General features: G+C 60.6%; 11 protein-coding genes. 9 read left to right on the forward strand and 2 right to left on the reverse strand.

The genetic code is table 11. The features are described 5' to 3' along the window. Nucleotides 1–111: 111 nt before the first annotated feature. The 3 genes from ACCQ01_RS06175 (at nucleotide 112) to ACCQ01_RS06185 (ending at nucleotide 6,051) form a co-directional block, all read left to right on the forward strand. Nucleotides 112–2,082 (forward strand): OPT family oligopeptide transporter, encoded by a 1,971-nt coding sequence (locus ACCQ01_RS06175; RefSeq protein ID WP_042595098.1) that lies wholly within the window; start codon nucleotides 112–114, stop codon nucleotides 2,080–2,082. A 534-nt stretch (nucleotides 2,083–2,616) separates the two neighbouring features. Continuing rightward, on the forward strand, nucleotides 2,617–3,462 hold the full coding sequence (locus tag ACCQ01_RS06180; RefSeq protein ID WP_161963232.1) for a transporter: 846 nt from the start codon (nucleotides 2,617–2,619) through the stop codon (nucleotides 3,460–3,462). Nucleotides 3,463–3,933: 471 nt separating this feature from the next. Then, a complete protein-coding gene (locus ACCQ01_RS06185; RefSeq protein ID WP_228434084.1) occupies nucleotides 3,934–6,051 on the forward strand; it encodes a S9 family peptidase in 2,118 nt (705 codons plus the stop codon). Between the two features lie 101 nt (nucleotides 6,052–6,152). On the opposite strand, the gene ACCQ01_RS06190 is transcribed toward ACCQ01_RS06185, so the two are convergent. Beyond that, entirely contained in the window at nucleotides 6,153–6,557 is a 405-nt protein-coding gene (locus ACCQ01_RS06190; RefSeq protein ID WP_179464721.1) for a hypothetical protein, read from the reverse strand. 333 nt (nucleotides 6,558–6,890) lie between these two features. On the opposite strand from ACCQ01_RS06190, the gene ACCQ01_RS06195 reads away from it, so the two are divergent. The 6 genes from ACCQ01_RS06195 (at nucleotide 6,891) to ACCQ01_RS06220 (ending at nucleotide 12,286) form a co-directional block, all read left to right on the forward strand. Continuing rightward, on the forward strand, nucleotides 6,891–7,361 hold the full coding sequence (locus tag ACCQ01_RS06195) for a hypothetical protein (protein ID WP_102581812.1): 471 nt from the start codon (nucleotides 6,891–6,893) through the stop codon (nucleotides 7,359–7,361). Between the two features lie 130 nt (nucleotides 7,362–7,491). Continuing rightward, nucleotides 7,492–8,217, forward strand: a complete 726-nt coding sequence (locus tag ACCQ01_RS06200; RefSeq protein WP_228434091.1) for an AraC family transcriptional regulator — start codon at nucleotides 7,492–7,494, stop codon at nucleotides 8,215–8,217. Nucleotides 8,218–8,578: 361 nt separating this feature from the next. After that, entirely contained in the window at nucleotides 8,579–9,862 is a 1,284-nt protein-coding gene (locus tag ACCQ01_RS06205) for an HlyD family secretion protein (RefSeq protein ID WP_228434085.1), read from the forward strand. Beyond that, nucleotides 9,855–10,571, forward strand: a complete 717-nt coding sequence (locus tag ACCQ01_RS06210; RefSeq protein WP_228434086.1) for a cysteine peptidase family C39 domain-containing protein — start codon at nucleotides 9,855–9,857, stop codon at nucleotides 10,569–10,571. The genes ACCQ01_RS06205 and ACCQ01_RS06210 overlap by 8 nt, the downstream gene beginning before the upstream one ends. Further along, entirely contained in the window at nucleotides 10,571–11,989 is a 1,419-nt protein-coding gene (locus ACCQ01_RS06215; RefSeq protein WP_228434087.1) for a peptidase domain-containing ABC transporter, read from the forward strand. The genes ACCQ01_RS06210 and ACCQ01_RS06215 overlap by 1 nt, the downstream gene beginning before the upstream one ends. 114 nt (nucleotides 11,990–12,103) lie before the next feature. Beyond that, nucleotides 12,104–12,286, forward strand: coding sequence for a hypothetical protein (locus ACCQ01_RS06220; protein WP_023903084.1), 183 nt, complete (start codon nucleotides 12,104–12,106; stop codon nucleotides 12,284–12,286). Between the two features lie 213 nt (nucleotides 12,287–12,499). Here the strand turns inward: ACCQ01_RS06220 and ACCQ01_RS06225 are convergent, their stop codons facing one another. After that, nucleotides 12,500–13,306: an IS5 family transposase gene (locus ACCQ01_RS06225; RefSeq protein WP_006449292.1), complete on the reverse strand. Its 807-nt coding sequence runs from the start codon at nucleotides 13,304–13,306 to the stop codon at nucleotides 12,500–12,502. Nucleotides 13,307–13,362: the final 56 nt, after the last annotated feature.

The raw sequence follows: 13,362 nt of genomic DNA on the forward strand, positions 1-13,362 counted from the left end.
TTGCCATTCCCACCCGCCACAGATCGCACACTGTCACGCCGCGCCGCAGCTGGACGGAAACCGCTGCAGGCGCTAGCGTGATGCGGATTTTTTGCCTCAGGGGAATGCCCAATGCGCCATGACGCGCAGCCGCGCCAGCTCACCTTCCGTGCCGTCGTGCTGGCCATCGTGCTGGCGGTGGTGTTGTCGGCCGCCAATGCCTATCTCGGCCTGTTCGCCGGGTTGACCATTGCCACCGCCATTCCGGCGGCGGTTGTCTCGATGGGCGTGCTGCGCCTGCTCGGCGGCGGCACCATCCTGGAAAACAACATCGTCCAGACCGGCGCCTCGGCCGGCTCGTCGATCGCGGCGGGGGTGATCTTCACCATTCCCGCGCTGGTGATCATGGGCTACTGGCCGGACTTCAAGTACTGGTGGGTGCTCGGCATCGCCGGCATGGGCGGCCTGCTCGGCGTGCTGTTCTCGGTGCCGTTGCGGCGCTCGATGATCGTCGAAGACCCGCTGCCGTTCCCCGAAGGCAAGGCCGCCGCCGAAGTGCTCAAGGCCGGCGAGAACCCCGGCCCGGGCCTGAAGATCCTGGCCATCTCCGGTGCCATCGGCGCGCTGGTCAAACTGGGCGCGGCCAGCGGCCTGCGCGTGATCCCCGACACCTGGGCGCAGGCCACCTACCTGGGCAGCAGCCGCTTGGTCGGCTATCTGGGCACCAACCTGTCGCCGGCCTTGCTCGGCGTGGGCTACATCGTCGGCTTGAACGTCGGCATCGTGGTGCTGTCCGGCTCGATCCTGTCCTGGCACATCGCCATCCCGCTGTACCAGCAGTTCTTCATGGGCAGCGACCCGGCGCTGGCACAGAGCCTGGTCAATGCGCCGGCAGCCGATGCCGCATTCGGTATCTGGGGTGCGAAGATCCGCTACCTGGGTGTGGGCGCGATGCTGATCGGCGGCGTGTGGACGCTGTTCTCGCTGCGCAAGTCGCTGTTCTCCGGCATCAAGAGCGGTTTTGCCGCTGCGCGTAAAAGCGGTGGCGGCGTGGTTGCCGAAACCGAGCGCGATCTGCCGATGAAGTGGATGCTGGTGGCGCTGGTGCTGTGCACCTTGCCGCTGCTGGGCCTGTACCAGGCCATCGTGCAGCAGTGGCACGTGTCGATCCCGATGACCATCATCATGATCGTGGCCGGCTTCCTGTTCGTGTCGGTGTCCGGCTACCTGGCCGGCCTGATCGGCTCGTCCAACAACCCGGTGTCGGGCATCACTATCTCCACCATCCTGTTCGCCTCGGCGGTGCTGGTGTTGCTGCTGGGCAAGAGCGGGCTGGTGCCGGTGGGCATCGGCGCCGCCCCGTTGGGCGCGGTGGCCGCGATCATGATCGGCGCGGTGGTGTGCTGCGCGGCGGCGGTGGGCGGCGACAACCTGCAGGATCTCAAGGCCGGTTATCTGGTCGGCGCCACGCCGTGGAAGCAGCAGCTGATGCTGGGCATCGGTGCGTTCTCGTGCGCATTGATCATGGCGCCGGTGCTGAACCTGCTCGCCCAGGCCTACGGCATCGGCCCGGCCACGCCGCAGCATCCCAACTCGCTGGGCGCGCCGCAGGCCACCTTGATGGCCTCGGTGGCCAAAGGCCTGTTTGGCGGCCAGTTGCCGTGGAGCATGATCGCCATCGGTGCCGGCGTCGGCGCGGCCATCATTGCGCTCGACGAATGGTTGAAGAAGACCGGCAAGCGCTTCCGCGTGCCGGTCTTGGCCGCGGCGATCGGTATTTACCTGCCGCTGGAACTGATGGTGCCGATCTTCCTCGGCGGCCTGATCGCGCATCTGGTGGAGCGCTTCCACAACATCCGTGCCGACGACGAAGACGGCCGTGACCGCGTGCATCGTCCGGGCGTGCTGTTTGCCGCCGGCCTGATCACCGGCGAAGCCTTGATGGGCATCGCCATTGCGGTGCCGATCGTGCTGTCCAGCCGCGCCGATGTGCTGGCACTGCCGGCTGCTTTGCAACTCAATCAGTGGGTTGGCCTGGCGATCCTGGCCCTGGTGGGCTGGCTGCTGTATCGCGTCGGCAAGCGCGGCGAAAAAGCCGCCTGAGTCAGCGACACACACGGCGCATGCGATGCATGCGCCGTCCTGGCAGGCGCGCAAGGCGACCTGCCTGCAGCACATGCCGCTGCCCTCTGCACCATCCCAACGCACCGCCGCGGCAGACCGCATCGAGCGTTCCTGAGAGCACGTCGTCGTCTGCGGCCTGTCTTTGCGCCGGCTTTATGCCAGGCCCAGCGCGCATGCATAGCGCCTTTATGCCACCGCTCCGTATCGTGCCGTCTCCCGCACGGATGATGCGTTACGGCTGCCGCATGCCTCGATCGACCCCGCTGATCTTCGCGCCATAGGCCATCGCGCCGCCGCTGCTGCCGACAAAAATGTTAGCCCAATCACACTGCGCCTCTTCCAATGTGCGGTTGCGGTCGCTTTTTGCCTGGCGAGCTCGACAGTTCGATAGGATCGAGCAGACGCCGCGATTCCGGCGTCGTGCAGTCGATCCACCTCTCCACGCGCACCCCCGCCCACTCACTGCTGGTTTGTCGTGTCGCCGATCCAGCGCTCTGCCATGGAGTTACTGCAATGCTGACTGTTATTTCCCGTTCCTCGTCCCGCGCAGCGCGCACCCCTGTGCTGGCCATCGCCCTGGCCGGCGTGCTGTGCGGCCTGGCCACGCAAGCGCAGGCGCAAGACGCCACCGAAGCACCGCTGTGCACCGATCGGCCGACCAAGGCCAATTCCACCTGTACCGTGCCGACCGGCGCCTGGCAGCTGGAAACCGACATCGGCAGCTACACCCGCGACAGCCAGCCCGGCACGCGCATCGAAACCTCGGTATTCACCAATCCCACGCTCAAGTACGGCGTCAGCGACCGCATCGATCTGCAGCTCAACTGGGCGCCGCAGCTGCAGGTCAAGACCACCGATCGCGCCACCGGCGCACGCAGCAGCCTGAGCGGCGGTGGCGACATCTATCTGCGCATGAAGGCGCGGTTTTACGAGAGCGATACCGCCACCGTCGCGGTGCTGCCGTTCGTCAAGGCGCCCACCGCGCGCACCGGTCTGGGCAACGACGAGTGGGAAGGCGGCATCGCGCTGCCGATCAATTTCGCCTTGCCCAACAGCTTCTCGTTGACCTTCGGCCCGGAGGTCGACTGGCTGGCCGACAGCGATGGCAGCGGCAATCACATCGCGGTGATCAATGCGATCAACCTGGCCCGCCCGCTGACACCGAAGCTGTCGATGGCGGTGGAAGTGTGGTCCTCGATCAATCGCGACCCCGCCGAAACCATCGAGCAGTATTCGGCCGACATCGCCGCTGCGTATCTGATCAACCCGCTGCTGCAACTGGACGTGGGCGCCAACTTCGGCCTCAACGACCGCACCCCGGATGCGCAGGTGTATGTGGGGTTGGCGCACCGCTTCTGATGCGTGTGATGGGCCAGGGCAGGGTGAGTTGGCTTACGTGCCACCGCGTTGCCAAGCATGGTCAAAGTTGCGAGGCGCCAGGTTGACTGGCGCCTCGCAACATCCGTAAGTGGAACGCCGGTCACTGCTGATGCTTGAGCAACGTTGAGCGGGTGCTGCCGCAGGGCAAGCCCTCTCCACGTAGCGGCGGCTGTTGCAATCACCTATCCAACGCAGCGTGCACGCGTCAAGCGTGCCTGGCTGCTGCCATCAGCTTGCTAGCCGCATGACGCAGCCACCACGTGCCGCCACACGCGACAGCCATGCGTGTTCGACAGCACGCGCCTGAGGCTTCTGGTCGCTGCGCTGACGCGCGCAATTCCATACACGAGACGACACCCACGCGACCACGCAGGCAGGCGCAAGCGCAAGTCTTTGCGCGTGCGCCGCAGCAACGCCTACCATCGACGTTTTGCCGTTGCCGGAACTCCCATGAAGCTTCGTACTGCCGTATTGCCCCTGTGCCTGTTGACTGCCTTGCCCATGCTGGCCGCCGCGCGCGGTTTCGATGTGCGCGACATGGTGGCGCTGGAACGCGTGTCCTCGCCGACGCTCACGCCCGATGGCAGCGTGGTGGTATTCGCCAAGCGCCAGGCCAAGACCGCCAATGGCAAGGCCGCCACCAGCCTGTGGATGCGCAATCTGCGCACCCGCGATCTGGCGCCGCCCAAGCGGCTCACACCGGAAGGCTGGAACGTCAACAGCCCGGCGCTGTCGCCGGATGGCAAGACGGTGTACTTCCTCAGCAGCAAGTCCGGCACCCAGCAGCTGTACGCGCAGCCGCTGGCCGGCGGCACCCCGCAGCAACTCACCGCCTTTGCGGTGGACCTGGACAGCTACAAGCTCTCGCCGGATGGCAAGCGCATTGCCTTCAGTGCGGGCGTGTTCCAGGACTGCGGCTCGGACCTGGGCTGCACCAAGAAGAAGCTGGCCGATCTCAAGAACGCCAAGGCCAGCGGTGTGGTGTACGACCAGTTGTTCGTGCGCCATTGGGACACCTGGAACGATGGCCGTCGCAACACGTTGTTCGTCGCCGAGCTGCCTGCGGCCGGTGCGAAGGCCGTGGCAGGTGCCTCGGCGATCAGCGCCACGCTGGCCGGCGATGCACCGTCCAAGCCGTTCGGCGGCAATGACGATTACGCCTGGTCGCCCGATGGCGCCAGCGTGGTGGCCAGCGTGCGCATCCCGCAGCCGCATGGCCCGGGCGCCGGCAAGACGGCTGCGCAAGGCAAGGCCACCGGCAACGACGAAGCGTGGCAGACCAACTTCGACCTGTATCGACTGGATGCGGCCGGCAAGTCCGCGCCGGTCAATCTCACCGCCGCCAATCCCGCCTGGGACGCCGGCCCGGTGTTCAGTGCCGACGGCAAGACGCTGTACTACCGCGCCATGAAGCGTCCCGGTTTCGAAGCCGACCGTTTCGGCCTGATGGCGATGGATCTGGCCAGCGGCAAGACCCGCGAGATCGCACCGAAGTGGGACCGCTCGGCGGGCGAGATCGTGCTGAGCGACGATGGCAGCAGCCTCTACACCAGCGCCGACGATCTGGGCGAGCACCCCTTGTTCAAGGTCGACATCGCCAGCGGTGACGCCACCAAGGTGGTGGGCGAGGGCAGCGTGCATGCACCTGTGCTGGCCGGTACCACGCTGGCATTCACGCGTAACTCGCTCAAGAGCGGCGACCAGGTATTTGTCAGCGACGTGCAAGGGCAGGGGCTGCGTGCGATCACCCAGAGCGCCGGCGAATTGCTGCCCGACGTGCAGTTCGGCGACTACGAGCAGTTCCAGTTCAAGGGTTGGAACAACGACACCGTGCATGGCTACGTGGTCAAGCCGTACAACTATCAGGAAGGCAAGACCTATCCGGTGGCGTTCCTGATCCATGGCGGCCCGCAGGGCAGTTTCGGCAATGGCTGGAGCAACCGCTGGAATCCGCAGACCTACGCCGGCCAGGGCTATGCGGTGGTGATGATCGACTTCCATGGCTCCACCGGCTATGGCCAGGAATTCACCGACGCGATCAGCCAGCATTGGGGCGACCGCCCGCTGGAAGACCTGCAAAAGGGCTGGTCGGCCGCGCAGAAGCAATACGGCTTCCTCAACGGTGACAAGGCCTGCGCGCTGGGTGCCAGCTACGGCGGCTACATGGTCTATTGGATGGCAGGCAACTGGAACCAGCCGTGGAAGTGCCTCGTCGACCACGACGGCGTCTTCGACAACCGCACCATGGGCTATGCCACCGAGGAATTGTGGTTCAGCGAGTGGGAAAACGGCGGCACGCCGTGGCAGAACCCCGCAGGCTACGAGAAGTTCAACCCGGTGCTGCACGTGGACAAGTGGAAGGTGCCGATGCTGGTGATCCATGGCCAGCAGGATTTCCGCATCCCGGTCGAGCAGGGCCTGGCCGCGTTCACCGCGCTGCAGCGCAAGGGCATCGACTCCAAGTTCCTGTATTTCCCGGACGAGAACCACTGGGTGCTCAAGCCGGACAACAGCGTGCTGTGGCACGACACCGTCAACAGCTGGCTGAAGCAGCATATCGGCCAGTGAGGTCGCGATCGGCACGCCGCCTGGAGCGGCGTGCCGGTTGGTGCGGCGATGACGCGTGAGACCTCGGCCTTTAATGCGGGTCGCAGGGTTGTTCGGTTTGCTCAGTTCGGCAGCTGATCGCGTTTGGCCAACTGGCCTTCCACGATCTGCAGGATCTCCGCCACTGCGATGCCGAACGAGCCGGCATTGCCGGCGTCGAAGGCGGCCTTCCATTCTGCATAGCCCGGCAGGTAATCCTGATTGGGCGCGGCAGTGCCGACGTGTTCGGCAGCGCTGCGCTCCAGGGTCTGCGCGATCACCGGGATGTGCGGCAGCGTGTCCAGGATCCCATCGGGCAATCCTGCATGACGCACCTGGATGTCGCTGATGCTCACGTGCAGGATCTGGCCGCCGTGGGGATGCACATCGATCTGGTTGATCAGCAGCAGCGGCGTCTCGGTTGCGGTGCGCCCACGGCAGCGCCAGAGCTGGCCGACCGCATAGACGGGGGAGGTGGTGTCGGGCATCGGGCACTCCACGATCAAACCGCAATGATGCAATGCGCTTGCGGAGATAGCGACTCTGCGCCGTGCCGGCCATGGAAGGGAATGATCCGGTCTTCAACCCGACGTCTGCGCGTTCGTGCTTCGCCAGCAAGACGATGTCCGCAGGTGCCGCGTTGTGCGCTGACAGCGCCGACGTCTCGATGAGCTCGCTTGCAGCACCCGGAGATGGCCTGGATCACCGCATCTGGCTGAATGCCAGCATGAGCCAGCAGTGCCGCAGTACACGCAAGCCATGTCAAAATAGCGATTCTTTAACTTCCTCAGCTCCCTGCCAGGATCGCAAGGACCGTTTGCATGCGCACCTTGTTCCGCCCCTCATTGTGGGCGCTCGCCCTCGTCTGTAGTCCCGCCCTGAATGCCGCATCGCGGCCCGCGGCCGTGCCTGCGCGCGCGCCCGTGTCTGCGACTGCCGCGGTTGGCACCGATGCGGTGGCCAGCGACCCGGCCGTGCCACTACCGGCCACGCTGAAGTCCGGCATGGGCTACCGCGCGTTTGCGCAGGCAGTGATGGAGCAGGGCTGGCAGCTGGTGGATCCGCTCGCCGCCGACAGCTGCATGGCCGCCGGCGATTGCGCCGTCGAGTTCATCGCGCCCGGCGGCAGTGCACGCCTGCAGGTGCAGGTCGGCTCGCAGTCCGGCGCGGCGGTGGTCAGTGGCTGGCGCGCGCAGCAGGTGCCGCTGGATCGCATCGGCAACCCCACCGCAGCGGCGGTGGACAGCAAGGCTGCGCCGGCCGCGTCCAAGGTGGCCGACAACCCGCGTTAAGCGCAGTGCGCCGGCGTCTGAGGCGCGCGGCGTATCATGGCGCTGCAATGCCGCTGCGGCCTGCGTCGGTGGCGCGCGTCATCGCCAACTGCGTCTTTCCTGATCCCGAGTCCAGTCCCGCATGACCTCCATGAAGAGCATCGATCCTGCCGATCTGGAAGCGTTGTTCGATGCGGTGCCGGACGTGCTGTTCTTCGTCAAGGATCGCGAGGGCCGCTATACCCACGTCAACCAGACCATGCTGCGGCGCCTGGGCCTGAAATCGCGCAAGGAACTGATCGGCAAGCGCGTTGCCGAGGTCTATCCCAGCGGGCTGGGCGCCAACTACGCCAATCAGGACGAGCAGGTGCTGGCCGGGGAAGTGATCGACAACCTGCTGGAACTGCATCTGTTCGCCAACCGCGAACCGGGCTGGTGCCTGACCTGCAAACGTCCGCTGCTGGTCGATGGCAAGGTGCAGGGCATCATCGGCATCTCGCGCGATCTGGGGCCGCAGGACGGGCACGAATCGCAGTACGAAAAACTGCGGCTCGCGCTGGCGTACCTCAACGCCAACTACGCGCAGAACGTGCGCATGCAGGCGCTGGTGGAGATCACCGGGTTTTCGATGTCCAAGCTGCAACGCTCGTTCCGCAAGGTGTTCCAACTCACTCCGCAACAGGTGCTGGCCAAGCTACGCCTGCAGATGGCGATGCATCTGCTGCACGGAAACAAGAGCCTCACCGAAATCGGGCATGCCTGCGGTTTCAGCGATCAAAGCGCGTTTGCACGGCAATTCAAGCAAGCTGCGGGCATGACGCCACGCGAGTATCGTGCGTTGGTAAATGCGCAGCGGCTTCCTGTTGAAGCCTTGTAAGCGGTTGATAAAAAAACTGCGCAGCTGGTGCGTGTGCGCAGTTGTCATCAGCAATTGGCATATGCCGTTCCATGTTTGCAGGTTGGTAGCACCGCTTACACGTCAACGATGCAAAGCAGTGCGTTTCAGGACCGCCTTAATCTGCTTTTGCCAGTGCATCTCCTGCGTACAGACGCCCAGAAGCACGCCGTCGTGGACCTGCATAGCTGCAGGCCTCGCTCTACAGCAAAGCCCCGGGAACAAATAAAGTAATCCACTTCATGTTCAATTTGATACGCAGATCACTTTTTTAAACCGGACTGTACCGTAAGAATGCTCGCCATATGGGGTGGCGCTGCGGAATAAGACGGACACAGCAAGGATGAACAGCCTCTATCGAAAGGAAATCTATGAGCACCGGCAATCCCAGTCCGCAGGGTCGATCATCCTTCGGCCGCCGGGGATAGGCTGGGCGTTTTTGGTGCTATCCGGCTGTTTCATAATTGCGGCGATACTTTTCTTAGTCTTTGGTCATTATGTAAGGCACGAAACGGTGTCTGGATACCTAGTGCCCGATGGCGGTATCACAGCAGTGCCTGCTCCGGTTCCAGGAGTTTTGGTTCGAGTGATAGTCCATGAAGGGCAGCGTGTTTCGGCTGGCGAGACGTTGGCAGAAGTCGTCAAGCCACACGCCAGTGTCCGCTGGGGGAATACAAGCTTAGAGATTGAAAAGCAGTTGTTGAGCAAGCGCATGCGGATCCAGGAAGAAATAGGCGAGCAACGGCGCCTCCGCGTTTTGCAAGAAAAAGACAGTAACCTCCATGCATCTTCTCTTGTGGCTCAAAAGGCGCAGATTTCGACGCAATTGGAGATTCAACAGCAGCGGCTGCGGGACGCTACAGAGATCTACCGGATGTGGCAACAAGCTGATTCCGGCGTCATAAGCAAGATGCAATTAGCCCAACAGCATGACGCGGTTTTGCAGGTGAATGCGCAAATTGCAGATCTATCACGGCAGCGCCTGTTGATAGAAAGAAGCATGGCGGAGGTCCGGAGCGTTCAGCAACAGCGATCTCCCGAGGCCAACTCCTCACAAATCGTTTTAGAGAAGCAACTGGCCGATGTGGATCAAGCCATTTATGAAAATTCTGAAACCCGCGACGCGGTTATTAAAGCCCCGGCTGAAGCCATCGTTGGACCCATATACGCGAACGCAGGCCAATCTCTTGAAGCTGGGCAACCCTTGCTCAGCCTGTACCCACCGGCGGCTCCATTACTGGCAGAGCTATGGGTGCCACCCAAGTCAGGTGGCTTTGTCCGTGCTGGACAGCAAGTTTTGCTTCGTTACAAGTCCTTTCCATATGAGCGTTTTGGGCAATACGCAGGAGTAGTGCGCTCTATATCGAGTACACCGATCGACCCTGCAAATATTAGAGCGGTCGGCGTAGAGGTTCCAAAGGCGGCGGCTTATCGCGTATTGGTATCCCTCGAGTATCCGTACGTTTCTGCATCAACTACTGGCAGACTGCCCTTGAAGCCAGGCTTAGACGTCGACGCGGCCATACAGCTTGACCGTCGTACACTCGCCGAATGGCTATTTGAACCTATCTACGGAGCAGTGCATCGCTGGGGCGAACCGGGACATGGGGCGTCCAAAAATGATTGAGTTCAGCTGGAGAAGTCTAGGGCGGCGTCGCGCCGTGCCGTTGATACACCAGATGGAGGCAGCGGAATGCGGCTTGGCCTGCCTCGCTATGGTTGCTGGTTATTACGGAAGCGAGATCGACTTGCGTGCTATGCGCAGGCGCTTTGGCAGTTCGATGAAAGGCATCACTTTAGCCAGAATTGTGACCATCGCGCACTCAATGGGTTTCACCGCACGGCCTGTCAAAGGTGAACTCTCTTATCTCGCTGAAGCTCCGAAGCCCTGTATCTTGCATTGGGATCTTAGCCATTTTGTAGTGCTCTGCGAGATGAACTCCAAGCGATTGGTAATACATGATCCAGCTCGTGGGCGTATTGAAATGACGGTGCCTGAGGCTAGTCGTCATTTCACGGGAGTCTTGTTAGAACTGGCCCCAAACGAAGATTTTAAAAAAGAGGAAATAGTCGCGAAAATTCCATGGCAGCGCCTTATTGGTAGCCATCGCGGGATCGCAAGTTCGTTAACGCAATTGATACTGTTGGCCCTTGTCATTGAGCTTTTCGCACTTACTTTACCTTTCCAGATTCAGTGGGTAATAGATAGCGTCCTGGTTACGCAAGATAAGGATCTTCTTTTTCTTATCACCGTAGGGTTTGCTGCTCTAGTCATATTTCAGGCAGGTATCGCGGTAGTTCGGGCTTGGGTTATTAGCTGGATCGGAGCTCGTTAATGTCGCAATGGATAGGGAATCTTTTTGCGCACCTTCTGCGTCTACCTGTAGATTTTTTCGAAAAACGGCATATGGGCGATATTATAAGCCGGTTTTCTTCCGCAACCATCATTCAATCGACTCTGACGGGAAGCTTGGTCACTGCTTTATTGGACGGGATTCTGGGGGGGCTATCGCTATTGATGATGGCTCTGTACAGCATGCCCCTTACGCTCGTTGTCGTTTCAGCTTTCGCTATCTATGGAGCACTTCGCGCTGCCTCCTATAAGCGTCTGCGGCAGGCGAACGAGGAACAGCTAATATTTAGTGCGCGCCAACAGACTGAATTGATGGAGTCGGTTAGAGGCATTAAGGCCATAAAGTTAGCGAGCAAGCAGGTCGAACGAACCATACGTCTGCGTAATGCAACCGTAGAGATGGCCGATAGAGAGATGGTAGCCCAGCGCGTCACGATTGCGTTCCAAGCTGTAAGTCAGCTCGTATTCGGAATGCAGCGCGTAATTTTAATTGGAATTGGAGCCTATCTTATTATAAGCAGTGAGCTCTCTGCCGGTACGATCGTTGCGTTTTTAGCATACGCTGACAACTTTTCGCAAAAGTCTATTAGCTTCATAGACAAAGTGGTGGAGCTGCGGATGGTTCGCATGCACTGTAACCGAATTGCCGACATAGTTTCCAGTGACGCAGAAGAAGATGCTCCAGGTTGGCGTAGTGGGGAACTGCATCAAAGACATGCGCTTGCGGTGCGAGATCTGGGCTTCCGTTACTCCGATAGCGAGCCATTAATCCTATCTAACCTCAACTTTGCGATTGAACCGGGCGAGGTGGTGGCGATTACTGGAGTTAGCGGATCTGGAAAAAGCACTTTAGTAAAACTCTTGCTTGGGTTGCTGACGCCTACCGACGGCGCCGTCGAGATAGACGGTATGGACATCCGCAGACATGGCTTGGCTGAGTACCGCGACCTACTTGGTGCGGTTATGCAGGAGGATTCATTGTTCGCTGGAACGATTGCTGACAATATCGCTTTTTTCGATAGCGGTGCGACACTAGAAAAGGTCGTAGCGGCCGCGAAACTAGCTGAGTTGCACGACGATATTGTTGCAATGCCGATGGGCTACGAGTCGTTGGTTGGGGACATGGGTTCATCGCTCTCTGGTGGACAGCGGCAACGACTAGTTCTAGCTAGGGCGCTTTACCGTACTCCGCGCATATTGATTCTGGATGAAGCGACAAGTCAGCTAGATCAGGCGTGCGAGGCACGAATTGATCGAGCTATACGGCAACTTGATATCTCAAGAATCATCATTTCTCATCGACCGAGCACGGTGGCTATGGCCGATCGCGTTCTTCAGATCGAAGGTGGCCATATTAGGGAGGTATGCACCTGTCAAAAGGGCGGGATTGTAATTGTTTAGGTATGGAAATGTTCTTGCATGAAAGCTGGGACATTGTAGTGCCGCGCGGAAGCGCCGTTTGTGGCGAAAAGGACCGTCCATTATCATTCATTAACAATCAATCGGAGGAGTGCTATGTCTCACAACAAGGAAATCAAACCAGTCTGCTACGCGAACAGCCGCGTCCTGACCGAAGATGAATTGGTGGAAGTCAGCGGTGGTGGCACCTCACATGCTACCTTGACCGGCGGGGGCGGCGGTATTCCGAACCCCATCCGTGTTCAGCCGGATGGCGACGTCTCGGTCGATTTCGGCTGATTTATGCTGGTTAGTGGAGGGGGGCAGCTGTCGCTGCCCCCCTCATTAGCGTAGACAATATAGGAGTGCGTATCGAAATGCACCTGATCTACGGCAATAGTGAGGATTATCATGCGGTAGCCGTCGCCTGGGCTATGCGCAAGCTAGGAGCAGAAGTTTTTATATGGGACGGCCTGGGCGCGACCGAGGATGCACAGATATCCCTAGAGCGTGTTATGAACTTTGAAATAGAGCGGCTGCATTTCCAAGCATCAGGATCGTGAAGACGACAAAGTGCAAACCGGCCAACGTTTCCGGCAATCGCTCATAGTCGCGCGCCAGTCGTCTGAAGCGATTGACCCAGCCGAAGCTGCGCTCGACAACCCAGCGGCGCGGCAGCAAGACAAAGCCTTTCTTCGCTTCTTGCAGCTTGATGACGTGCAACTCAATGCCCTCTTCCTTAGCCGCTTGCGCCGGTTCTTGGCCGGTATAGCCCTGATCCACAAAAGCGATCTTGACCGTTTCACCGGTCACGTGTTGTACCTCCTGGGCCAACGAACGGACCTGTGCGCGTTCCTGCTCGTTGGCCGGCGTGACCTGGACGGCAAGCAGATGTCCCAGCGTATCGACGGCCATATGCACCTTGCTGCCTTTCTTGCGCTTATAGCCATCGTATCCAGCACGCGGCCCGCTTTCACAGGTGGACTGCAGCGTCCGGCCATCAAAAATCACCGCGCTCGGCTGGCCTTTCTTCCCCTGTGCCACACGCAAGAGTGAGCGCAGATCGCTGACCATGGCCTCAAAGCAGCCAGCCTGCAGCCAGCGCTGCGTTTGCTGATACACCGCTTCCCAAGGCGGGAAATCGTTGGGAAGCAATCGCCACGGTGCGCCGGCGCGTGCGATCCAGCGCAGTGCGTTAAACATCGCGCGTAGCGCGTATTTGCGCTGCGGTGCTTGCGCATCCATCAGTGTGAGATATGGCGCAGCGAAGGCCCATTCTTCGTCGGAGATATCGGTTGGATATGGCTTACGAGGCTTCATCCGTATACGTTATCGTGACAAGGGCAAAGTTCATAACACGCTCTAACACCCGGTGC

This window comes from Xanthomonas sp. NCPPB 4037 (assembly GCF_041475695.2).
In the GTDB taxonomy this organism is placed as follows: domain Bacteria; phylum Pseudomonadota; class Gammaproteobacteria; order Xanthomonadales; family Xanthomonadaceae; genus Xanthomonas; species Xanthomonas campestris.